Annotated in this window: 18 protein-coding genes; 1 reads left to right on the top strand and 17 read right to left on the bottom strand. The window is 72.9% G+C overall.

Features of this window, described 5'->3' with window-relative positions:
* Positions 1-11 precede the first annotated feature (11 nt).
* The 9 genes from G7Z13_RS13825 to G7Z13_RS13865 all read right to left on the bottom strand — a co-directional run bounded on the left by G7Z13_RS13825 (position 12) and on the right by G7Z13_RS13865 (position 11336).
* Positions 12-2342, bottom strand: coding sequence for a molybdopterin cofactor-binding domain-containing protein (locus G7Z13_RS13825; RefSeq protein WP_165999205.1), 2331 nt, complete (start codon positions 2340-2342; stop codon positions 12-14).
* Entirely contained in the window at positions 2339-4357 is a 2019-nt protein-coding gene (locus G7Z13_RS13830) for a 2Fe-2S iron-sulfur cluster-binding protein (RefSeq protein WP_165999207.1), read from the bottom strand. Before G7Z13_RS13830 ends, G7Z13_RS13825 begins: the two co-directional genes overlap by 4 nt.
* Complete coding sequence (locus G7Z13_RS13835; protein ID WP_165999209.1) at positions 4354-5247, bottom strand: FAD binding domain-containing protein; 894 nt, start codon at positions 5245-5247, stop codon at positions 4354-4356. Before G7Z13_RS13835 ends, G7Z13_RS13830 begins: the two co-directional genes overlap by 4 nt.
* Before the next feature lie 285 nt (positions 5248-5532).
* A complete protein-coding gene (locus G7Z13_RS13840) occupies positions 5533-7212 on the bottom strand; it encodes a beta-N-acetylhexosaminidase (RefSeq protein ID WP_165999211.1) in 1680 nt (559 codons plus the stop codon).
* Between the two features lie 4 nt (positions 7213-7216).
* Positions 7217-8062, bottom strand: a complete 846-nt coding sequence (locus tag G7Z13_RS13845; RefSeq protein WP_165999214.1) for a carbohydrate ABC transporter permease — start codon at positions 8060-8062, stop codon at positions 7217-7219.
* Positions 8059-8937, bottom strand: a complete 879-nt coding sequence (locus tag G7Z13_RS13850; protein ID WP_165999215.1) for a sugar ABC transporter permease — start codon at positions 8935-8937, stop codon at positions 8059-8061. Before G7Z13_RS13850 ends, G7Z13_RS13845 begins: the two co-directional genes overlap by 4 nt.
* A 5-nt stretch (positions 8938-8942) precedes the next feature.
* On the bottom strand, positions 8943-10235 hold the full coding sequence (locus tag G7Z13_RS13855; RefSeq protein WP_165999217.1) for an extracellular solute-binding protein: 1293 nt from the start codon (positions 10233-10235) through the stop codon (positions 8943-8945).
* A 216-nt stretch (positions 10236-10451) separates the two neighbouring features.
* On the bottom strand, positions 10452-10733 hold the full coding sequence (locus tag G7Z13_RS13860) for a DUF3039 domain-containing protein (RefSeq protein ID WP_165999219.1): 282 nt from the start codon (positions 10731-10733) through the stop codon (positions 10452-10454).
* A gap of 30 nt (positions 10734-10763) precedes the next feature.
* Positions 10764-11336 carry a YqgE/AlgH family protein gene (locus G7Z13_RS13865; RefSeq protein WP_165999221.1) on the bottom strand — a complete coding sequence of 191 codons (573 nt, stop codon included), beginning with the start codon at positions 11334-11336 and terminating at the stop codon, positions 10764-10766.
* 266 nt (positions 11337-11602) lie between these two features.
* Between G7Z13_RS13865 and murA the strand changes: the two genes are divergently transcribed.
* Positions 11603-12943, top strand: a complete 1341-nt coding sequence (gene murA / locus G7Z13_RS13870; RefSeq protein ID WP_165999223.1) for a UDP-N-acetylglucosamine 1-carboxyvinyltransferase — start codon at positions 11603-11605, stop codon at positions 12941-12943.
* Between the two features lie 169 nt (positions 12944-13112).
* On the opposite strand, the gene G7Z13_RS13875 is transcribed toward murA, so the two are convergent.
* The 8 genes from G7Z13_RS13875 to G7Z13_RS13910 all read right to left on the bottom strand — a co-directional run bounded on the left by G7Z13_RS13875 (position 13113) and on the right by G7Z13_RS13910 (position 23260).
* Positions 13113-13394 carry an HU family DNA-binding protein gene (locus G7Z13_RS13875; RefSeq protein WP_003990598.1) on the bottom strand — a complete coding sequence of 94 codons (282 nt, stop codon included), beginning with the start codon at positions 13392-13394 and terminating at the stop codon, positions 13113-13115.
* 371 nt (positions 13395-13765) lie between these two features.
* Complete coding sequence (locus tag G7Z13_RS13880) at positions 13766-15181, bottom strand: NAD-dependent malic enzyme (protein WP_165999225.1); 1416 nt, start codon at positions 15179-15181, stop codon at positions 13766-13768.
* 390 nt (positions 15182-15571) lie between these two features.
* Positions 15572-17905 carry a UvrD-helicase domain-containing protein gene (locus tag G7Z13_RS13885; RefSeq protein ID WP_165999227.1) on the bottom strand — a complete coding sequence of 778 codons (2334 nt, stop codon included), beginning with the start codon at positions 17903-17905 and terminating at the stop codon, positions 15572-15574.
* 182 nt (positions 17906-18087) lie between these two features.
* Positions 18088-18882, bottom strand: coding sequence for a zf-HC2 domain-containing protein (locus G7Z13_RS13890; RefSeq protein WP_240926207.1), 795 nt, complete (start codon positions 18880-18882; stop codon positions 18088-18090).
* A gap of 50 nt (positions 18883-18932) precedes the next feature.
* On the bottom strand, positions 18933-19457 hold the full coding sequence (locus G7Z13_RS13895; RefSeq protein ID WP_240926208.1) for a sigma-70 family RNA polymerase sigma factor: 525 nt from the start codon (positions 19455-19457) through the stop codon (positions 18933-18935).
* Positions 19458-19734: 277 nt separating this feature from the next.
* Positions 19735-20346, bottom strand: coding sequence for an ABATE domain-containing protein (locus G7Z13_RS13900; protein WP_165999233.1), 612 nt, complete (start codon positions 20344-20346; stop codon positions 19735-19737).
* A gap of 230 nt (positions 20347-20576) precedes the next feature.
* On the bottom strand, positions 20577-21752 hold the full coding sequence (locus G7Z13_RS13905) for a uroporphyrinogen-III synthase (RefSeq protein ID WP_165999235.1): 1176 nt from the start codon (positions 21750-21752) through the stop codon (positions 20577-20579).
* Positions 21753-21850: 98 nt separating this feature from the next.
* Entirely contained in the window at positions 21851-23260 is a 1410-nt protein-coding gene (locus G7Z13_RS13910) for a nitrate/nitrite transporter (RefSeq protein ID WP_165999237.1), read from the bottom strand.
* Positions 23261-23355: the final 95 nt, after the last annotated feature.

Raw genomic sequence — 23355 nt, forward strand, 5'->3', positions numbered from 1 at the left:
GATTCCGGGACCTATGGGGCCGGTGTCGTCACCACCGCCGCCTGCGGGCGGATCGGCAGCCGGTTCACCGGGCGGCCCGTCGCCGCCCGCACCGCCGACGCGATCGCCGCCGGCGAGGCCACCACGGGCACCGCGCTGACCGCCTTGGCGCCGAACGGCGCGACCACGTCCCGCTCCTCGACCAGCTTGACGATCCGGATGTCCGGCGCGTCGAGGGCCGTCGGCAGGGCGTAGCCGGTGAGGTCGGGGTGCCGTATCACGCCGCGCGGGGTGCGCAGGTTCTCGGTGAGCGCGATGCCGACGCCCTGGGTGACGCCGGCCTCGATCCGGGCCGCCAGCTGGGCGGGGTTCAGCACCCGGCCCACGTCCTGCGCGACGGCCAGCTCCACCACGCGCACCGAGCCCAGCTCGATGTCGACGTCGACGACCGCGCGGATCGCGCAGAAGGCGAGGCCCACGAAGGCGTCGCCCTGCCCGGCGTCGTCCAGCGGCTCGGTCGGGTGCGGGCGGCACTGCGCGGTCGCCCACAGCTCCTTGCCCTCCAGTGCCTCGGCGACCGTGGTCGACAGGACACCGTCGTAGGACGTGATCTTCCCGTCGGCGACCTGGAGCAGCTCGGTGGACATGCCGAACTTCTGCGCCAGCGGCTGGAGGAGCTGCGTACGGACCATCTTGGCCGCGCGCTCCACGGCGCCGCCCGAGACCCAGGTGTGCCGGCCGCGGCAGCCCGCGCCCGCCGGGGGCTGGTCGGTGTCGACGGGCGCCACGTGGACCTCGTCGACGCCCAGGATCTCCTGGACGATCTGCCGGGCCAGCGTGGAGAAGCCCTGGCCGGTCTCGACGGCCGCGCACAGCACCGTCGCCACCCCGTCCTGGACCTTCACGGTGGCCGTGGAGACCTCGTCGGCGCCCTCCGCGCCGAGCATGTGCACCATGCCCAGGCCGTAGCCCACGCCCCGGCGCACCGCGCCCGGCTCGCCCGCGCCCTCGGGACCGCCGGGCAGCAGCCACTCCTCCTCGGGGGTGTCCTTCGGCAGCGGCGGCAGCGGGAAGTCCCGCACGGCCTGGAGGAGTTCGGCGACCGGCGCCGGGCAGGTCACCGTCTGGCCGGTGGGCAGGACGTCGCCCGTCGCCATGACGTTGCGCAGCCGCAGCTCCGCCGGGTCGATGCCGAGCTTCTTCGCGAGCTTGTCCATCTGCGCCTCGTACGCGGCGCAGACCTGCATCGCGCCCTCGCCGCGCACATGGCCGGAGGGCGGGTTGTTGGTGCGCACCGCCCAGCCCTCGATGAAGGCGTTGGGCACGACGTACGGGCCGCAGGCGAACGACACGGCCGCCGCCAGCGCGTCGGACGAGGTGTCCGCGTAGGCGCCCGCGTCGAGCAGGATCTGCGCCTCGACCTTCACCAGCCGGCCCTCGGCGTCCGCGTGGTGGCGGTAGCGCAGCAGGGTGGGGTGGCGGTGGGCGTGCCCGAGGAAGGACTCCTCGCGCGTGGCGGTGAGTTTCACCGGGCAGCCGGTCTTCAGGGCGAGCAGGCCGAGCGGCAGCTGGAAGCCCTGGTCCTCGCGGTCGGCGGTGGCGCCGGGGACGCCGGTGACGACGACCTTGACGCGTTCGGGCTCCAGGCCGTAGCACGCGGCGGCGGTGTCGCGGTCGGTGTGCGGGTCGGTGGAGGCCACGTACAGCTCCACGCCGCCGTCCGGGCGCGGTACGGCGAGGCCCGCCTCGGCGCCGATGGGCGCGGGGTCCTGGCGGCCGATGCGGTACAGGCCCTCGACGACGACCTCGCCGTGCGCCTGCGGGTCGCCGTGGCGCAGCGGGATGTGCCGGATCAGGTTGCCGTCAGGGTGCAGCGGCTCCGCCTCGAAGGCCTGTTCCGGGTCGGTGACCGGGTCGAGGACCTCGTACTCGACGATGACGGCCGCGGCGGCCATCCGCGCGGTGTCGGGGTGGTCGGCGGCGACGGCGGCGATGGGCTCGCCGTGGTGGCGCACCACGTCGGAGGCGAAGACCGGGCGGTCGGCCTTGCCCCGGCCGTACAGCGGTCGGCCGGGCACGTCCTCGTGGGTGACGACCGCGCGGACGCCGGGCATCGCGCGCGCGTGCGTGGTGTCGATCGACGTGATGCGCGCGTGCGCGTGCGGGGCGCGCAGCACGGCCGCCCACAGCAGGCCCTCGGCCCACAGGTCGGCCGCGTACGGGAAGGTGCCCTCGGTCTTGGCGCGCGCGTCGGCGGCGGGCAGGGAGGAGCCGAGGCCGTGCGGGATCGGCTCCGGGGCGGGGCCGGCCTCCGCGGCGCCGGCCGCGGTCGCGGTGGTCGCGGTGGCGGCTTCGTTGCTCACGCCTGGCCTCCGTCCTGTCCCTGTCCTTGTCCGTACGGCGGTTGGTGCGGCTGGTGCGGCTGGTGCGGCGGCTGCTGGGGGTGTTGGGGGTGCTGGGGGTGCGCCTGCTGCTGGTGGTGGTGCGGGTGGTCGTGCGATCCGAACGCGTCGAACGCCGACGGGTTGACGCTCCCGGCGCCCGGCCCCGCCTGGTGCGGGATACGGGCGTCCTCGGCTCCGTGTTCACCGGCCTCGACCGGCTCCCCGGCGTCGGCGGCGGAGTGCGCGTCGCGTTCGGCGACGACCTCCTTGACGGCCTCGACGACCCCGCGGTAGCCGGAGCAGCGGCACAGGTTGCCGCACAGCGCCTGGCGGGTCTCCAGCTCGGTCGGCGCGGGGTTGCCCTCCAGCAGGTCGTGCACGGTCATCGCCATGCCGGGCACGCAGAACCCGCACTGCACGGCGCCGCACCGGGCGAGCGCCCGCTGCACGTCCGAGGGCTGTCCGTCGACGGCCAGGCCCTCGACGGTGCGGACCTCGCTGCCGGCGGCGGTCACGGCGGGCACCAGGCAGGAGGCGACGAGCCGCCCGTCGACCTGCACGTTGCACGCCCCGCACTCGCCCTGCGAGCAGCCGTCCTTGGCGCCCGCGAGCCCGAGCCGCTCGCGCAGCACGTACAGCAGCGACTCGCCGATCCACGCGTCGGTGACGGGGCGGTCGCTGCCGTTGACGCGCAGCACGTACGACGCGAGGGGGTGCTCGTCGGCCGGGGGCGCGGGGGGTTCCGCGGTGGGCGCGGAAGCGGTGTCCCGCGCGGGGTCCGGTTCCGGGTCCGCCGGTGCCTGATCCTGTTCCGCGGGGGCCGCGGCCTCGGCGTCCGGGTCCGCGGCTTCCGGGGGCGCGCCTTCGGCGGAGGCGGGCTCCGAGGGGCCGGCCTCTTCCGCCGTGCCGTCCTCGTCGGCGGAGGGCTGGGGCGGGGTGGCCGAGGCGGCCTCCGCGTGGGGGGCCTGTCCGGCCTGCGGGGCGGATCCGGGCTCCGCGTCCGGCTGTTCGCCGCCCTGCGGGCCGTGGTCCGGCCGCTGGTCGGTGTGCGGCGCGTGATCCGCCTCGCCGCCCGGCGGTACCTCGCCCTGCGCGGCGTACTCCTGCCGCTCGTCGGCGTACGGCGCGTACCCGTTCTCCGGGGACGTCTCGGCGTGCCCCTCCGTGGCGTCCTGCGCGCCCGTGGAGCCCTCCGTGGCCGTCCCGGCCGCCTCGGTGGCCCCAGGAGCCTCAGCGGGCCCGGAGAGGGCCTCAGGGGCGCTCTCGGCGGGCCCGGCGAACGGGGCCGCGCCGGACGCCGTGTCCGGGGCCGTTCCGGTCTGCGGGTGGTGCCCGGCGTACGTGCCGTGCGCGGGCGTGCCGCCGTCCCCGGCCGTCGCCTCCTGCGCCCACGGCAGGCCCGCGCCCTGCGTCGCCCAGGGGGCGGGCGCACCGCCGGGCAGGGTGGGGGGCGGGGTGCCGCCCCACTGCTCGACCAGGGCGGACGTGGTGAACTCGCCGGACTCGTCCGGGAGGTCGCCCCCGGCGACGGGGATCGACCACTGGCCGGTCACGTCGTGGCCGGGCGCGGGCGGCGCCTCCGCCGTCTCGGCGGTGCCGGTCGCCCCGGCCGTCTCGTCGTACGTCTCGTAGGTCCACTGCCCGGTCGCGCCGGGCTCGTAGGTGAACCGGTCGTGCCCGGCGTCCTGCTGGGGCAGCGCGTTCGGGTCGGGCCAGTGGACGCCGTCCGCGGGCACGGACCAGGTGCCGGTGGCCGCCGGGTCGGTGCCCGCGGTGGTGGCCGGGGTGACCGTGATGGGCGGGGGCACGTAGCCGTGGCCGGGCGCGGCCAGCGGGCTGTCGGAGGAGGCGAGCAGCGCGTCGATGCCGCCCTCGGGCAGCTTCACGAACGCGGTCGCACCGTCGTCGTAGTCGCCCTGGGGCAGCGGGTCCCAGCGGCCGCCGCCCGGGGGCGTGCCCTCTCCGTGCCGGTCCGCGTGCTGGTCGTCGGTCACGACAGCGCCCTCCCCAGTGCTCGTCGGGCCAGCGCGGCGACGGTGCGCCGCAAGTGCAGTACGGCGGGCGGCAACGGTGTCACGGAGCCGTCCTCGGCGGGGGCCGGGTCGGGGATGCAGGCCGCGGCGACGTACTCGCCGAACGCGTGCAGCGCCTCCGGCACGATCGCGCGGTCGTTGTCCCAGTCGATCAGCTGGGCGACCCACTGCTCGGCCTCCAGGGGGCGCAGCGGCATCGGTGCTATGGCGCCCACCGCGCAGCGCACGCCGCGCCGCGCGGGGTCGAGGACCAGGGCGACGGAGGCGACGGCCCGCCCGGGGCCGGTGCGGCCGGTCGCCTTGAGGAAGACCTGCGGGGCGTGCAGCAGCGGCACGCGCACGAACCCGATGAGTTCGCCGCCGCGCAGCATGTCCATCCCGGCCAGCAGGTGCGACACGGGGATCTCCCGGCGGGCGCCGCCCGGACCGGCGATGACCAGCGTCGCCTCCAGGGCGGCCAGCACCGGCAGCGCGTCGCCGGTGGGCGCGGCGGAGGCGATGTTGCCGCCCAGGGTGCCCGCGTTGCGGATGTGCGGCGGACCGGCGGCGCGCGCGGCGGCGGCGAGCGCGGGGATGAGGGCGGCGAAGTCGGGGCGGCCCATCCGCGCGTGGGTCAGGCCCGCGCCGAGCAGGGCGTGGCCGTCCAGGTACTGCCAGCCGCGGATCTCGCTGATCCGGCCCAGACCGACCAGTCCGGCGGGCCTGAGCTGCCCGGAGTTGACGGCGGTCATGAGGTCGGTGCCGCCCGCCACCGGGACCGCGGCGGGCATCGCGGTGAGCGCCGCCACGGCCTCGTCGAGCGTGGCGGGCAGGGTGACGGCCTGCGCCGCCTGCGGTGCGTGCGTGGTCAAACCGGCTGCCCCTTCCCGCTGCCCCACCTGGTCCCGCCTGTGCTGCCGTACGGTACGTGCCGACAGGGCGGACGGGGCAACTCTGGCACATCTTCGCAGGGCCCGGACGCGGGGGTCCGCTAGGAGGCATTCACCCACCTCACCGAGGGGTTGGTCCGTTTCCGCATGACTGCCCCGGTGCGCACGGATTGCACCTCTTCAGCGAAGTTGCCGGATTCCCTCCCCTCACCCGCCCCCTCTCTCCCCGTCCGTCCGCTCCCTCCCCCCTCTCCGCCGGTCCGCCTCCTACCGGTTCGGGGGCGGGCCGTCGATCGGGCGGCCGAGCACGCCCGGCCGCCGCTGCCACGGGCGCGGTCCGGCGGGTGGCCGGTAGGCCACGCCGAGGGCGTCCAGCCGCCGGTAGTGGGCGGCCATCCGCCGCTCGAAGTCCTTGAAGTCCCGCACCGGCGGGGCGGGCAGGGCGCTCCAGGCGACCTCCGCGAAGGCGGCGAGCCGGGGGAAGACCTGGTAGTCCACCCGCGCGGTGTCCTCCATCACCTCGGTCCACACGTTCGCCTGGGTGCCGAGCACGTGCCGGGCCTCCTCGGGCGTCAACTCGGCGGGAACCGGCTCGAACCGGAAGACGTCCTCCAGGGTGCGGACGTAGCCGATGGGGACCGGCTCGTCCGCTCCCGCGTCCTGCCGGTGGTCGAGGTAGACCTGCTGCTCGGGGCACATCACGACGTCGTGGCCCGCGCGGGCGGCCGTCACCCCGCCCCCGTAGCCCCGCCAGGACGACACGGCCGCGCCCTCGGCGAGACCGCCCTCCAGGATCTCGTCCCAGCCGATGAGACGGCGCCCCCGCGCGGTGAGCCAGCGGCCGAAGTGGCCGATGAACCAGGCCTGCAGACCGTCCTCGCCGGCCAGCCCGAGTTCCTCGATCCGCGCCTGTGCCGCGGCCGACCGCCGCCACTGGTCCTTCGGGCATTCGTCCCCGCCGACGTGAATGAACCGCGACGGGAACAGTTCCAGCACTTCCTCGAAGACGTCCTCGTAGAAGCGCAGGGTGTTGTCGGTGGGGGCGAGTACGTTGGGAGAGATCCCCCAGCTGTCCCAGACGGAGAGGGCGGTGGTGTCGATGACATCGGTGTTCCCGAGTTCCGGATACGCCGCGATGGCGGCCTGCGAGTGGCCCGGTACGTCGATTTCCGGGACGACGGTGATATGCCGCTCGGCGGCGTAGGCGACGATCTCCCGGATGTCGTCCTGGGTGTAGTAGCCCCCGTGCGGCTTCTCCTCCCACAGCGGTGAGGCGCGGTGACCGAATTTCGTCCGCGTCCGCCAGGAGCCGATCTCGGTCAGGCGGGGGTACTTGCGGATCTCGATCCGCCAGCCCTGGTCGTCCGTCAAGTGGAAGTGGAAGACGTTGAGTTTGTGCGCGGCCATCAGATCGAGGCAGCGCAGGACTCCGTCCTTCGGCATGAAGTGCCGGGCGACGTCGAGCATGAGGCCGCGCCAGCCGAAGCGGGGGGCGTCCTCGACCACCACCATCGGGACGTCCCACCGCCGCCGCGCCGGATCGACCGGTGCCCGCCGGAAGGCGTCGGGGCCGAGCAGCTGACGGAAGGACTGCGCGCCCCAGAAGACGCCGGCCGCGCTCCCGCCGTCGATCCGTACCCCCTGCCCGTCGACGGCCAGCCGGTACGCCTCAGGCGCCAGCTCCGGGTCCACCCGCAGCACGATGCCGCGGCCGTGTCCGTGACCGCCACCGCGGCCGTCGGCACGACCATCGCCGCGGCCGTCACCGCGGCCCTCGGCGAACGGCAGCCCGGTGGCGGCCCCCACGGTGGCCCGCAGCCAGCGCGCCACCCGCCCGGTGCCGGGCTCCGCGTGCAGCACGGTCGCCTCGTCCAGCGGGAACACCTCCCGCGCGGGCGTCGCCCACCGCGCCGCGCGCGGAGCCGGAATCAGATCCACGAATTCCATGTCGTCAGTCCTTTACCGCTCCGCCCAGCCCGGAGACCAGCCGTCGCTGTACGAGTACGAAGAACACCAGCACCGGAATCGTCATCACGGTGGACGCGGCCATCACGCCGCCCCAGTCCGGATCCTCCGGTTTGTAGAAGACCAGCAGGGCCATCGGCAGCGTCGACCGGGAGGTGTCGCTGATGATGAACGACTTGGCGAACAGGAAGTCGTTCCAGGCCGAGATGAAGGAGAACACGCTGGTGGCCACCAGGCCGGGGAAGACCAGCGGGAAAAGGATCTGCCACAGAAAGCGCGCCCGGCTCGCCCCGTCGATGTACGCGGCCTCCTCCAGCGCCTGCGGAACCGCCTTCACGAACCCCCGCAGCATCCAGATCGCGAACGGCAGCGAGAAGGCGATGTGCGGCAGGACCAGCGACCCGAGCGTGTTCAGCTGACCGGCGTCCCGCATGAGGAAGAACAAGGGGATCGTGAGCGCCTCCACGGGCACCATCTGGGCCACCAGAAACATGATCAGCAGGGTGGTCCGGAAGCGGAACCGGAATCGCGTCACGGCGGTCGCCGCGAGAAAGGCGATCAGGCCCGAGACGATCACCACGGTGACCGCGACGAGCGCGCTGTTGAGGAAGTAACGGCCGAATTCCTGCTGCCCGAAGACGCGCCGGAAGGACGCGAGCGAGGGCGCGAGCGTCCAGGGCCGAGGCTCGCTCGACTCGATCTCCCCGGCCGGCCGGACGGCGCTCAGCACCATCCAGTACAGCGGGAACGCCACCACGGCCGCCACCAGCAGCGCGGCCGCCTCGGCGGCCAGCCGCCAGGGACGCCGTACGAGACCTCTCACGCCGTTCACAGCTCCTCCCCCTGCCGGCGCAGCAGCCGCAGGTACGCGAGGGTCACGGCGAGCAGGATCAGCAGCATCACCACGCCGATCGCCGAGCCGAGGCCGTACTCGGAGGACGCGAACGCCCGCTGGTAGGCGTAGACGTTCAGCACCAGGTTCTGCCCGGCGATGCCGCCGCCGCCCGTCATGACGTAGATCTGGGTGAAGACCTTGAAGTCCCAGATGACCGACTGGATGGTCACGATCGCCAGGATCGGGCGGAGCAGGGGCACGAGCACCGAGCGCCAGATCCGCCACTGCGAGGCCCCGTCCAGCGCGGCGGCCTCCAGCACCTCGGACGGCACCGCGCGGATGCCCGCGTACACCGTCACCATCACGAACGGGAAGGAGCACCACACCACTTCGAGCAGCACCAGCGAGAAGGCGCTGTACCGGCCGTACGTCCACGAGTGGTCACCGAGTCCCAGCACCCGGTTCACCGGCCCGAAGTCCGGGTCGAACAGCAGCAGCCACACCGTCGACCCGGTGACCGCCGGAGTCGCCCACGCCCCCAGCGCGGCCAGCATCAGCACCAGCCGGGGCAGCGCGCGCACCCGCGTCAGCAGCACCGCGAGCGCGCAGCCCACCACCAGGGTGCCCGCCACACAGGCGCCCGCGAACACCACGGTCGCCAGCAGCACCTGCCAGAACTGCCGGTCCCGGAAGAGAGCCGCGTAGTTGCCGAAGCCCTGGAAGGTGGCCGGCTCCCCTCCGCTGACCTGGGCCTGCGTGTACTCGAACAGCGAGATGAGCCCGAGCTGGTAGACGGGATAGACGAGCAGCCCGCCGAGGACGACGAGAGCGGGGGCGAGATAGATCCAGGGGACGGCGGAACGCGACGGCATCCCGCTCACCCGGCGGCGCCGAACGCGTCGTCCATCTTCCTCGCCGCGTCCCTCGCCGCGGCGGCCACGTCCTTCCGCCCGCTGACGATCTCCTGGAACATCGTCGGCAGCACCTGCGCGGAGTCGATCGACGCCCACGCGGGCGAGACGGGCACGAACTTCGTCCCGGCGGCCAGGGTCCGCACGAAGGGCCGCACGGCCGGCTCCTCGGCCGCCACCTGCTGCCGTACGTCGGTGAAGGTCGGCAGGAAGCCCATCGCGTCGAAGAGCCGGCCCTGGGTGTCCTTGGACGCGAGCCGCTTCATCAGGTCGACGGCGAGGGTGCGGTGCCCGGTGCCGCGCAGCACGCCGATGTTGTTGCCGCCGGCGAACGCGGGCGCGACCTGTCCGGCTTTCACCCCTGGGAGCGGTACGACGGCGTACTTGCCCTTGACGGCGCCCGCCTCGACGGCCGCGCGGCTGAAGTCGCCGCCGATCGCCATGCCGGCCTTGCCGGCCGCGAAGGCGGTGACCGTGTCGTTGCCGCCCATGCCGGCGCACTTGGCGGCGGGGCAGTTGTCGTCGCCGAAGAGCGCGGTGTACGCCGCGATGCCGCGCCGCGCGGCGGGGCTGTCGAGGGCGGCGGTGTACGTGTCGCCCCGGCGGACGGCGAGTTCGCCGCCGTGCGCCCAGACGAACGGCAGCGCGCCGTAGGTGTAGGCGCCGCCCACGACGAGCCCGTACAGGTCGGGGCGGGCGGCCCGGATCCGTTGTGCCGTGCGCGCCAACTCGTCCAGGGTGCGCGGTACTTCCAGGCCGAGGTCGGCGAAGACGTCCGTGCGGTAGTACAGGGCGCGGGCGCCGACGAAGAACGGGGCGCCGTAGACCCGGCCGTCGACCGTCACCGACTGCCGGGCGGTCGGGTCGGTGTCGGCGGCCTCGCGCCAGGCGGCGAACTCCTCGCTGACGTCGGCGAGACCGCCGTCGCGGACGTAACCGGCGGTGTCGGTGTTGCCGTACTCGATGACGTCCGGCGCGGACGCGGGGTCGTTGAAGGCGGCCTTGACGCGCTGGGCACGGGTCTCGACGGGGATGTACTCGACGGACACCTCGGTGCCCTCGTGGTCCTTCTCGAAGCGCTCCACGACCGCGTCGACGACCCGTTCCTTGGGCCGGTTGCCGGCCTCCTGGAAGAGCCAGACCCGCAGGGTGCCGGTCTTGTCGTCTTTGCCGGGGGCGGAGGTGTCCGAGGTCTGGGGGGCGCAGGCGGTGGCGGCCAGGACGGCGAGGAGTACGGCCAGCCGGGCGGGGTGCTTCATGAAAAGCCTCCGAGCGTTGCAGCATACGCAATGGCGATTTCGCTCTGCACAACACAGGGAGGCTAAGGACTACAGGAACATGCCGACAAGAGGTCTACGCCAGTTCGTGACACTCGAAAGGCCCCCGGAGCACGCGAAAGGCCCCCGGAGCACGTGGAAAGCACGCTCCGGGGGCCTCGCCGAGAACTCAGCAGGACACGGCGGAAGGGTTAGGGGTTACTTGTCGCCCTTGCCCTTGTCGTCACCGCCGGCGCCCATGGACTCGTAGATCTCCTTGCACAGGGGGCACACGGGGTACTTCTTCGGGTCGCGGCCCGGCACCCAGACCTTGCCGCAGAGCGCCACGACGGGAGTGCCGTCGAGGGCGCTCGCCATGATCTTGTCCTTCTGGACGTAGTGGGCGAAGCGCTCGTGGTCACCGTCGCCATGGGACACCTGCGGCGTCGGCTCTACGAGGGTCCCCGTACCAGTCCCGCGCTCGGGCTCGAGAGTGCTCATAGGACCCAAGGGTACTGAAGCTCACCTGCTTCAGTTGAGCGAAGGGTCGTCGGGATACGTGGCCACCATCGCCAGCTCGTTGCGCTGCCGGCGCAGCACCTCCCGCCAGAGCCTCTCCGGGGCCGGCGAGGAGACGTCACCGGGCTCCGACTCCACCACGTACCAGGCGCCGTCGACCAGCTCGTCCTCCAGCTGGCCGGGCCCCCAGCCGGCGTACCCGGCGAAGATCCGCAGCGAGCCGAGGGCCGAGGCGAGCAGCTCCGGCGGGGCCTCCAGATCGACGAGGCCGATCGCGCCGTAGACCCGGCGCCAGCCCAGCGGGTCGGCCTCCCCGGGCGCGACGCCCGGGACGACGGCGACCCCGAGGGCCGAGTCCAGTGACACCGGGCCGCCCTGGAAGACCACGCCGGGCTCGCCGGCCAGGTCCGCCCAGCCCTCCAGGATGTCGCCCACCCCCACCGGCGTCGGACGGTTGAGGACGACACCGAGGGAACCCTCCTCGTCGTGGTCGAGAAGGAGCACCACCGCGCGGTCGAAGTTCGGGTCCGCCAGGGCGGGCGTGGCCACGAGCAGCCGCCCTGTGAGCGAGGACACCTCGGTCATGCCAGACATGATCCCGCATCTTCCCCCGGTGTGGGGAGGCAATCCGGACGCCCGGGTGAAGGCACACCGGGCGCACCGGTGCGCCCCGCGCGCACGAGGGCCGCCCGCCCCGCCTCCGTGACCCCATGTGCCCGATAGGGAACGGTTCGTGTTGTGACACACCTATGACGTGACCAAGCGGTCATCGGGCTTACGGGAGAGGGGTCCACGGCGATTACTCTGTCTCTCCTGCCCTGCCCCGAACACTCCCACGGAACGCGAGATTCATGACCGTCAACGACGATGTCCTGCTTGTCCACGGCGGAACCCCGCTGGAGGGCGAGATCCGTGTCCGCGGCGCGAAGAACCTCGTGCCGAAGGCCATGGTCGCAGCGCTGCTGGGCAGCGCGCCGAGCCGCCTGCGCAACGTTCCGGACATCCGCGACGTGCGCGTGGTGCGCGGGCTGCTCCAGCTGCACGGGGTGACGGTCCGTCCGGGCGAGGAGCCGGGCGAGCTGGTCCTCGACCCGACCCACGTCGAGAGCGCCAACGTGGCGGACATCGACGCGCACGCGGGCTCGAGCCGCATCCCGATCCTGTTCTGCGGGCCGCTGCTGCACCGCCTCGGTCACGCCTTCATCCCGGGCCTCGGCGGCTGCGACATCGGCGGCCGGCCCATCGACTTCCACTTCGACGTGCTGCGGCAGTTCGGCGCGACCATCGAGAAGCGCGCCGACGGCCAGTACCTGGAGGCCCCGCAGCGGCTGCGCGGCACCAAGATCCGGCTGCCCTACCCCTCGGTCGGCGCCACCGAGCAGGTCCTGCTCACGGCGGTGCTCGCCGAGGGCGTGACGGAGCTCTCGAACGCGGCCGTCGAGCCGGAGATCGAGGACCTGATCTGCGTCCTGCAGAAGATGGGCGCCATCATCGCGATGGACACCGACCGCACGATCCGCATCACCGGTGTGGACAAGCTGGGCGGCTACACCCACCGCGCCCTGCCGGACCGCCTGGAGGCCGCCTCCTGGGCGTCCGCGGCGCTGGCGACCGAGGGTGACATCTACGTCCGCGGCGCCCAGCAGCGCTCGATGATGACGTTCCTGAACACCTACCGGAAGGTGGGCGGCGCCTTCGAGATCGACGACGAGGGCATCCGCTTCTGGCACCCGGGCGGGCAGTTGAAGTCCATCGCCCTGGAGACGGACGTGCACCCCGGCTTCCAGACCGACTGGCAGCAGCCCCTCGTGGTGGCCCTCACGCAGGCCACGGGCCTGTCCATCATCCACGAGACGGTCTACGAGTCCCGCCTCGGCTTCACCTCGGCCCTGAACCAGATGGGCGCCCACATCCAGCTGTACCGCGAGTGCCTCGGCGGCTCCGACTGCCGCTTCGGCCAGCGCAACTTCCTGCACTCCGCGGTCGTCTCCGGCCCGACCCGCCTCCAGGGCGCCGACCTGGTCATCCCCGACCTGCGCGGCGGCTTCTCGTACCTCATCGCGGCCCTGGCGGCCCAGGGCACGTCCCGGGTCCACGGCATCGACCTGATCAACCGCGGCTACGAGAACTTCATGGAGAAGCTCGTGGAGCTGGGCGCGAAGGTGGAGCTGCCGGGCAAGGCCCTCGGCTAGCCGGCCGCGACGCGAACGCCGATGGGGCGGTCACCCGGACTCGGGTGACCGCCCCATCGGCGTGTGGTGGAACGCCCCCGCGAGGGGCGCGGGGAACTGCGCGACCGGCCACCGGCGGCCCGCAGGCCGCGGGACGGCCCGCAGTCACCCGGCGCTCACAGCGGAGCGCTTACTTGCCCTTGGCCGCTTCCTTGAGCTTCGAGCCCGCGGAGACCTTCACGCTGTACCCGGCCGGGATCTGGATCGGCTCGCCGGTCTGCGGGTTGCGCGCGGTGCGAGCGGCACGGTGGGTGCGCTCGAAGGTCAGGAAGCCGGGGATGGTGACCTTCTCGTCCCCCTTGGAGACGATGTCGCCGACGACGTCGGCGAACGCGGCCAGCACGGCGTCGGCGTCCTTGCGGGTCACCTCGGCGCGGTCGGCCAGCGCGGCCACCAGCTCACTGCGGTTCATGTTGTTACTCCCGTGTTCTTCTTGCTGTTGGGGCGTGCCACGCGGCGGAGCCGCATCGCGGGCACAGCGAAGCCGATGCTGCCAGGGCCCTCGGACGGGTCCCGGACCCGGGTCCGTCGTCGAACGCTCGCGCCCAGGACCGCATCCTGCCCCTACCTGCGGCGGGAAAGCCAATCCGGCACCCGTTGGAGTCGTGAGAACACCCTTGGGAGTCACACGACGAGCGCCACTGACCGGCCGTCCACCCGGATGGCGGTGGCCGACGGCCCGCTCACCCTAGAGGGCGGGCGGGCCCGCTCGGTTCCACGACGCGCCGGAATCCCGGCCCACCGTGGTGATCCTCACAGGCCCGGGGCGGGCCCGGCGAGGTCTCAGGCGGTCACTCCGGCCGCCCTCGCCGCCTCGCGCACGGCACCGGCCACGGCGCCCGCGACCTTGTCGTTGAAGACGGACGGGACGATGTAGTTCGGGTTCAGCTCGTCCTCGGTGACGACGTCGGCGAGAGCCTTCGCGGCGGCGAGCATCATCTCGGTGTTGACCGTGCGGGACTGGGCGTCCAGCAGGCCGCGGAAGACGCCCGGGAAGACCAGCACGTTGTTGATCTGGTTCGGGAAGTCGGAGCGGCCGGTGGCCACAACTGCGGCCGTCTGACGGGCGATTGCCGGGTCGACCTCGGGATCGGGGTTCGCGAGCGCGAACACGATGGCGTCGTCGGCCATGGCGGCCACGTCGTCGCCGTCGAGGACGTTCGGGGCGGAGACGCCGATGAAGACGTCGGCGCCGCGCACGGCCTCCTTGAGGGTGCCGGTGATGCCCTCGGGGTTGGTGTTGTCGGCGATCCAGCGCAGCGCCGAGTCGGGGGCGGCGTCGACCAGGTCCTCGCGGCCGGCGTGCACCACGCCGTGGATGTCGGCGACGACGGCGTGCTTGACGCCGGCGGCGATGAGCAGCTTGAGGATGGCCGTACCGGCCGCGCCGGCGCCGGACATGACCACGCGCACGTCGCCAACTCCCTTGCCGACCACGCGCAGTGCGTTGGTGAGGGCGGCCAGGACGACGATGGCGGTGCCGTGCTGGTCGTCGTGGAAGACGGGGATGTCGAGGGCCTCGCGCAGCCGGGCCTCGATCTCGAAGCAGCGGGGCGCGGAGATGTCCTCCAGGTTGATGCCGGCGAAGCCGGGGGCGATGGCCTGGACGATCTCGACGATGGCGTCGGTGTCCTGGGTGTCGAGGCAGATCGGCCAGGCGTCGATGCCGGCGAACCGCTTGAACAGGGCCGCCTTGCCCTCCATGACCGGCAGCGCGGCCTTGGGGCCGATGTTGCCGAGGCCCAGCACGGCGGAGCCGTCCGTCACGACCGCAACGGAGTTGCGCTTGATCGTCAGCCGCCGCGCGTCCTCGGGGTTCTCGGCGATGGCCATGCAGACGCGGGCCACGCCGGGCGTGTAGACCATGGAGAGGTCGTCACGGTTGCGGATGGGGTGCTTCGACGCCATCTCGATCTTGCCGCCGAGGTGCATCAGGAACGTACGGTCGGAGACCTTGCCGAGGGTGACGCCCTCGATGGTGCGGAGCTTGCCCACGATCTCGTCGGCGTGCGCGGTCGAGCTGGCCGCGATGGTGACGTCGATACGGAGCTTCTCGTGGCCGGACGCGGTGACGTCGAGGCCGGTCACCGAGCCTCCGGAGGACTCCACCGCGGTGGTGAGCTGCGAGACGGCGGTTCCGCTCGCGGGCACCTCCAGCCGGATGGTCATCGAGTAGGAGACGCTGGGCGCCGTTGCCATGGCCGACTTCCTCTGCTTTCACCGTGTCGCGAAGTTGTGCCGTCCGATCGTCGCACCTACCACCGAGTAGGGAGTAGTCGCCCCGGATTGCGGACGTTTTGTTCACGGGGGTGTGCGCGACTTCGGAAAACATCTTCCACGATACGAGAAGCGATCAGCCAGTCGCCGGGCAGCAAAGAGGCCCACGTCACACTGACGTGGGCCTCCTCGGACGTTCATGACACCGACCCGCCATGCTCGCCTCGCGGCAAGTGGTCCCTCGAAGGGACGAAGGTTGGGCCCGGGGGCTTGGATCGAGCCGGTGCCACACCCAGGCTAACAAACGATCCCGCGCGGCCATTCCCGTCCGGGAGGACACCGGGGAAACACCCGCGCGCCCCGGTGTCCCCCTCAGTCCCTGAGCAGGTCCGGCACCCCGGCCGCGTCCGGCTCGTCCCGCTCGCCGGAGACCACCGTGAGCTGTTGGGTGGCCCGGGTCAGGGCGACGTAGAGCACGCGCAGGCCCGCCGGGGACTCGTCGGCGATCTCCGCCGGCGAGACGACGACCGTCGCGTCGTACTCCAGGCCCTTGGCCTCCAGGCTGCCGAGGGCCACCACGCGGTCGCCGAGCCCGGCCAGCCAGCGCCGGGCCTCCTCGCGCCGGTTCATCGCGACGACGACGCCGATCGTGCCGTCGACCCGCTCCAGCAGCCGGGCGGCCTCCGCGCGGACGGTCTCGCCCAGCGACTCCCCCACGACCGCGAAGCGCGGCTGCACGCCCGTCGAGCGCACCGCCGACGGCGACTCGGAGCCGGGCATCGCCAGCGCCAGCACCTTCGCGGCCAGCTCGGCGATCTCGGCCGGGTTGCGGTAGTTCACGGTGAGGCGGAAGCGGCGGCGCGGACGGGAGCCCAGGGCCTCGTCGCGGGCCTCGGCCGCCTCGTCCGGGTCGGACCAGGAGGACTGGGCCGGGTCGCCGACGATCGTCCAAGTGGCGTGGCGGCCGCGGCGGCCGACCATGCGCCACTGCATCGGCGTGAGGTCCTGCGCCTCGTCGACGATGACGTGCGCGTACTCCACCCGCTCCCGCGCCAGGCGCTCGGCGCGCTCGCGCTGCGACTCCTCGCGCACCGGCATCAGCTCCTCCAGGCCGGTGAGCTGGTCGAGCGGGTCCAGCTCGCGCCGCTTCCTGGGGCGGGCCGGGGCGCCGAGGACGGCGTTCAGCTCGTCCAGCAGCGCGATGTCGTGCACGGAGTGGCCGTCCCGCTTCAGCGAGCGGGCGACCTTGCGGACCTCGCCGGGGTTGAGGACCCGCCGCGACCAGCGGCCGAGCCGCTTCTCGTCGGCCATGGCGGCCAGGACGGCGGCCGGGGTCAGCTCGGGCCACCAGGCGTCGAGGAAGGCGGTGAAGGAATCCTCGCTGGTGATGTCCTCGTCGAAGGAGGAGCGCAGCTCGGCGGCCAGCTCGGGGTCGGTGTGGCGGCCGGCGGCGCCCGACTTCTCCCACAGCGCGTCCAGGATCAGCTTGCGGGCGCGCGGGCGCAGCAGGTTGACCGGGGCGGTGCCGCCGAGGGCGGAACGCCGGACCCGGTCCAGCTCCTCGGCATCCAGTTCGATCCGGCGGCCGAAGGCGACGACCCTGAGCCGGTCCGGAGAATCGTTCAGCTCCAGCGCGCCGCGGGCGGCCTTGCGCAGCACCTTCAGCATCCGGGAGGAGCCCTTGGCGCGGGCCACCGCCGGGGAGTCGTACAGCGTGGCCGCGGCGCCGTCGACCAGGGAGCCGATGGCGCGGATCGCGACCTGCCCCTCCTCGCCCAGCGAGGGCAGCACGCCCTCGGTGTAGGCGACCAGCAGCGGGGTCGGCGAGACGATGAGGATGCCGCCCGCGTACCGGCGCCGGTCCTGGTAGAGCAGGTAGGCCGCGCGGTGCAGGGCGACGGCCGTCTTGCCCGTCCCCGGGCCGCCCTCGACGTACGTCACGGAGGCGGCGGGGGCGCGGATCACCAGGTCCTGCTCGGCCTGGATGGAGGCGACGATGTCCCGCATGGTGTGGCTGCGGGCCCGGCCGAGGGCGGCCATCAGGGCGCCGTCGCCGATGACGGCCAGCTCCCGGCCCTCCAGGAACGCCTTCAGCTCGGGGCGCATCAGGTCGTCCTCGACGCCGAGCACCTTGCGCCCCTTGGAGCGGATGACCCGGCGGCGCACCACCCGGCCCGGGTCGACCGGGGTCGAGCGGTAGAACGGGGCGGCGGCGGGCGCGCGCCAGTCGATGACCAGCGGGGCGTAGTCCTCGTCGAGGACGCCGATGCGGCCGATGTGCAGGGTCTCGGCGATGTCGGCGGTGCTGTCGGGGCGTACGGCGCCCTCGGCGGGCTCGACCGCCGTGTACGCGCCGTCCGGGCCCTTCTTGCCGTCCTTGCCGGGCAGCAGGTCGATCCGGCCGAACAGGAAGTCCTCGAACTCGTTGTTCAGCCGGTTGAGGTGCACGCCCGCGCGGAAGACCTGCGCGTCGCGCTCGGCGAGCGCGCCGGGCGTGCCGACCTGGCCGCGGCGGGCCGCGTCCTCCATCAGGAACTCCGCCTCGTGGATCTTCTCTTCCAGGCGGCGGTAGACCCTGTCGAGGTGCTGCTGCTCGACGCCGATCTCGCGCTCGCGCACGGAATCGTGTCCCGCGTCGTGAGCGGAGTCGTGAGCGGTGTCCTGAACCGAGTCGACCGCGGAAGTCTGCTGAGCCTGTGCGGCCACCGGGCCCCCTTCTGACGTGCTGGGCAGCCGTCCACCGTACGCCAAAGGGGGCTCCGCTGCTACGGGGGCGCCTGCTGAAGTGGGGATCGCGTCCGGCGGCGGGTGCGGGTTCGGGGTGGCTTGTCGCGCAGTTCCCCGCACCCCTGGGGCACGCCCCCGTCGGGGCGCCCCAGGGGCAGGCGCTACGCGTCGACCTCCACGAGCCGCTTGCCGTCGAAGGTCATGACCTCGAAGTGGTCGATCTCCTCCGGGGTGAAGGCGGCGCCGCCGTGCACGTACAGCGGCTCCTTGGCCTGCTCGGTGGTGGCGCCGGGGATGCCGTAGCCCCAGTTCGGCACCGACCAGGAGGTGACCGTCTCGCGCTCGCCGTTCTTGCCGACGGCGATCAGCGAGCACTTCTGGGGGCCCTTGACGTTCTTCAGCTGGAGGACGGCGTGGGTGCCCCAGGCCTTCTTCTCCAGCGCGACGGTCGCGCTGACCTGAGTGCCCGGGTCGGTGGCGGTGACCTTGTCGTCGATCTCGTCGAAGGACGCCTTGGCGGGGCTGGTGGCGTGGGCGGTGACGGACCGGCCGCCGGAGCCGTCGTCGTCGCCCCCGCTGGTCGCCACGGCGACGAACGGCCCGCCGACGATCAGCGCGGCCGCCGCCGCGACCATGTAGAAGCCGCGCCGGCGCTTCTGCGCGCGGCGCTCGGCGATCTCGTCGACCAGCCTCTCCACCAGTCTCGGGCTGGGCTTCGCGGACAGGGACTCGGCGACCGCGGGCGTGCCGCTGCCCGCGGGCAGGTCGGCGAGCGCCGCCAGCATCGGCTCCATCCCGGCCAGCTCGTCGAGCTGCTGGGCGCACCACTCACAGGTCGCGAGATGCGCCTCGAAAGCGGTTGCTTCGGCGTCGTCGAGAATCCCGAGGGCGTACGCGCCGACGGTCTCGTGTTCGTTCGGGCCCGCGGACCCCTCGGGCCCCTGAGATCCCTGCATGGGGCCAGACATACCCGGACCCCCCGCGCCGTATCCCCCGTACCCACTCATCACGCCGTCACCCCCCGCTCCTCCAGTGCCAGCTTCATCGAACGCAGCGCGTAGAACACCCGGGAGCGCACCGTGCCGCTCGGTATCCCCAGGGTCTGAGCCGCCTCATTGACGGTACGCCCTTTGAAGTACGTCTCGACCAGCACCTCCCGGTGGGCCGGGGTCAGGTCGTCGAGCGCGTCCGACAGCGTCATCAGCCACAGCGCCTTGTCGATCTCGTCCTCCGCGGGGATGACCTCCAGCGGCGACGGGTCGACCTCCTGCGGCCGGGCCTGCCGGCTGCGGTGGCCGTCGATGACGATGCGCCGGGCGACCGTCACCAGCCAGGGGCGTACCGAACCGGTCGCTCGGTTGAGCTGACCGGCGTTCTTCCAGGCACGGATGAGCGTTTCCTGCACCACGTCCTCGGCGCGCTGCCGGTCTCCGGCGACCAGGCGCAGCACATAGGCGAGCAGGGGTCCGGCGTGCTCGGCGTACAGCGCGCGCATCAGCTCCTCGTCGGGCTCCGAGGGCTGCGCAGACATGCGATGTCGGGCCCTCGTTCCACGTTCCTTGGCCACGACGGAATCCTTGCGCACGCCCACCTCCGATGTCCGGGGGTTCCCCCAGCCGGTCGCTCGATGACGGGTACGCACGCGGGGCGCCGGGTGTTCAAAGCGAGGGCACGGATTTCTGTGAGCTGCCGCGCCGAAGACGGTGACGAGGGGGGCGACGAGGGGGACATGAGCCCATAATTCCGCCGCCCGGTCTTCACATTTCCCGCACGCGCCGCGGGAGTTGGCGCGTGGGCTGTGGTGTACGTCACTTGCCGTGCGCGGCGCCGGCGAGGGCCGCGCGGCGCCGGTGCCTGGCCACCCGCACCCGGTTGCCGCACACCTCGCTGGAGCACCAGCGGCGGCGCCGCCCGCGCGAGGTGTCGAGGTAGACGATCGGGCAGTTGTCGCCCGCGCACTGGCGCAGACAGGCCCGCGCGGCCGGGTCGGTGAGCAGGTCCACGGCGTCCCGGGCGACGGTCGCGAGCAGCGCGGCGCACTCGGGCGGGCGGTCCAGACGCCGCACCAGCGTGCCGTCCTCGGCGCGCACCGCGCGCGGCGCCGGGGGCGCGGCGCGGGCGATCTCGTTGAGCCGGGCGAGGGCGCGGTCGTACGCCGTGCCGGTCCGGGCGGGCCGCAGCGCGCCGCGCACCAACGGGTCGATACGGGCGCGCAGTTCGCGGAATCCGAGCAGCCAGGTGGTGTCCGCGTGGCCGAGCGGGGTGCCCGGCGGCACGAGTCCGGCCCCGTTGATCCAGGCCCGCAGCACCGCGACGGAGTCGAGCCGTTCGCCGGGGTGCGTCGTCGCGAGCAGGTCGAGACAGTGCCGTCCGGCGTCGAACCGCAACTCGTGGGCGTCCGTGGCCGTACCCAGTGCCATGCGCCTGTCACCGCCTAGGGGTCACCTGGGTGTTCCCTCTTACAGTGCCTGCCCGGATGCGCCTCCGTAACCCCTCGGGACGGCCACGCTCGAACGTTGGCGGGGGTGTGGTTGTCAAGGGCCGGCGCGGGCATCGGCTCGGGCAACGGCGGTCCCTGGCCGGAAGGTTGGCGCGGGCGGCGGCTCAGGTGGCGGCGGTCCCTGGCCGGAAGGTTGGCGCGGACGCCGGCTCAGGTGTCGGCGTACTTCGCGTCGGCCGCCGGGTCGAGGGCGAGGCGGTAGCCGCGTTTGACGACGGTCTGGATGAGTTTGGGGGCGCCGAGGGCCGTGCGGAGGCGGGCCATGGCCGTCTCGACGGCGTGCTCGTCGCGGCCGGCGCCCGGGAGGGCGCGCAGGAGTTCCGCGCGGGCGACCACCCAGCCCGGCCGCCGGGCCAGCGCCCGCAGCAGGGACATCCCGGCGGGCGGAACGGGCCGCAGCTCCCCGTCCACCAGCACCGCGTGGCCGCGGATCTCCACCCGGTGCCCGGCGATCGGCAACGCCCGTGCCCGCGCGGGCAGTTCGCGGCACAGCAGCTGCACGAGCGGGCCGAGCCGGAACCGTTCGGGCTGCACGGTGTCCACGCCGTGGGCCTGGAGGGGCAGCGCGGTGACCGGTCCGACGCAGGCGGGCAGGACGTCGTGGTGGAGGGCGGTGAGCAGTTCGGGCAGCAGTCCGCGTTCCTCGGCGCGGTTGAGCAGGGACTGGGCGGCGGGCGCGCTGGTGAAGGTGAGCGCGTCGACGCCACGGGAGACGGCCGCGTCCAGCAGCCGGTCCACGGGCGACAGGTCCTCCGGCGGCAGCCAGCGGTACACCGGCACCCCGATCACCTCGGCGCCGCCGGCCCGCAGCGACTCGACGAACCCGGGCAGCGGCTCCCCGTGCAGCTGTACGGCGATGCGGCGCCCGTCGACGCCCTCCTCCAGCAGCCGGTCCAGCACCTCGGCCATCGACTCCGACGACGGTGACCACTCCTCGGTCAGCCCGGCGGCCCGGATGGCGCCCTTGACCTTGGGGCCGCGGGCCAGCAGCTCCACGCCGCGCAGCCGCTCCAGCAGGGCCTCGCCCAGGCCCCACCCGTCGGCGGCCTCGACCCAGCCCCGGAACCCGATGGCGGTGGTGGCGACCACCACGTCCGGCACCCGGTCGAGGAGTTCCTTGGTGGCGGACAGCAGCTCGCTGTCGTCGGCGAGCGGCACGATCCGCAGCGCCGGGGCGTGCAGGACCGAGGCTCCGCGCCGCTGGAGCAGGGCGCCCAGTTCATCGGCCCGGCGCGCGGCCGTCACCCCCACGGTGAACCCGGCGAGCGGCCCGTGTCCGGCCCGCTCCTGGATCCCGTCGCCCGGTCGCTGCTGTCGCTCGTCCATCACACTCGTCCCGCACTCGAGTCGTTCCGCTTACATGCCGCCGAGCCTGTCAACGCCGCGTGACAGGCTCGGTTCGGCTCGATGTCGCCGGTGTTACGTCATACCTCGGCGTAGCTGAGCTGCTGCTTCCGCTCGGTGGCCGGCTCGGTCGCGGCCTCGGACCGGGCCGGGCGGCGAAGGTATACGGACCAAGTGACCACGAAGCAGGCGGCGTACCAGACCAGGAAGGCGACGAAGGCGCCGGTGCCGGAGCCGTAGGAGAGGAAGGACTGGCGGAAGGCCATGTTGATGCCGACGCCGCCGAGCGCGCCGACCGCGCCGATCAGTCCCATCGACGCGCCCGACAGCCGCCGCCCGTAGGCCGCGGCGTCCTCGCCGCGCAGCCCCTTGGCGAGGGCCTTGGCGTGGAAGATGCCGGGGATCATCTTGAAGGTGGACCCGTTGCCGAGCCCGCTGAGCACGAACAGCACCACGAACACGGGCACGAACAGCGCGAGCGACTTCTGCATGCTGGCGTAGACGAGGACGGCGGTCGCGGCGCCCATGCCGACGTAGTTGCAGAGGCTGATGCGGGCGCCGCCGTAGCGGTCGGCGAGCCAGCCGCCGAGGGGCCGGATCAGCGAGCCGAGCAGCGGGCCGATGAAGGTCAGATAGGCCGCCTGGAGCGGCGTACGCCCGAACTGGTTGGTGAGGACCTGCCCGAAGGCGAAGGAGTACCCGATGAAGGACCCGAACGTCCCGATGTAGAGGAACGACATGATCCAGGTGTGGCCGTCACGGGCGGCGTCCTTGGCGGCCCCGGTGTCGTTCTTGACGTTCTCCAGGTTGTCCATGAAGAGCGCGGCGAGGACGGCGGCGACGAGGATGAGCGGGATGTAGATCCCGAGCAGGACGCGGGGACCGCCGCCGGCCCCGATGATCGCGAGCGCGGCCAGCTGGATCACGGGCACGCCGATGTTGCCGCCGCCGGCGTTGAGGCCGAGCGCCCAGCCCTTCTTCCGCATCGGGAAGAAGGCGTTGATGTTGGTCATGGAGGAAGCGAAGTTGCCGCCGCCGACGCCGGCCAGCAGGCCGACCAGGAGGAAGGTGGAGTAGGAGGTCCCCGGCTCCATCACGGTGAACGCGGCGATGGTCGGGATCAGCAGCATGGCCGCGGAGACGACCGTCCAGTTCCGCCCGCCGAAGATCGCCACGGCGAAGGTGTACGGCACCCGGACCACGGCTCCCACCAGGGTGACCACCGACGTCAGCAGGAACTTGTCGGCCGGGGTCAGCCCGTACTCCGGTCCCATGAACAGCACCAGCACCGACCACATGGTCCAGACGGAGAACCCGATGTGCTCGGAGAGCACGGAGAAGAACAGGTTCCGCCGGGCGATCTTCTCCCCCTTCTCCTTCCAGAAGGTCTCGTCCTCCGGATCCCAGTGCCGGATCCAGCGACCGCCTCGGCCGGGGGACGAGCCCCTGCCGGGGGACGGGGGTGCGGGGGCTGAACTAGGGGATGTCATGGACGCCTCCACGGTGCTCCGGGCTCGGGTTCATCCCGAAGGTAGGGAGGGCGCGTTTCCTGCCTGTGGCTATGGGTGACCGGAAAGGAACTTTG

Source organism: Streptomyces sp. JB150 (genome assembly GCF_011193355.1).
Taxonomy (GTDB): domain Bacteria; phylum Actinomycetota; class Actinomycetes; order Streptomycetales; family Streptomycetaceae; genus Streptomyces.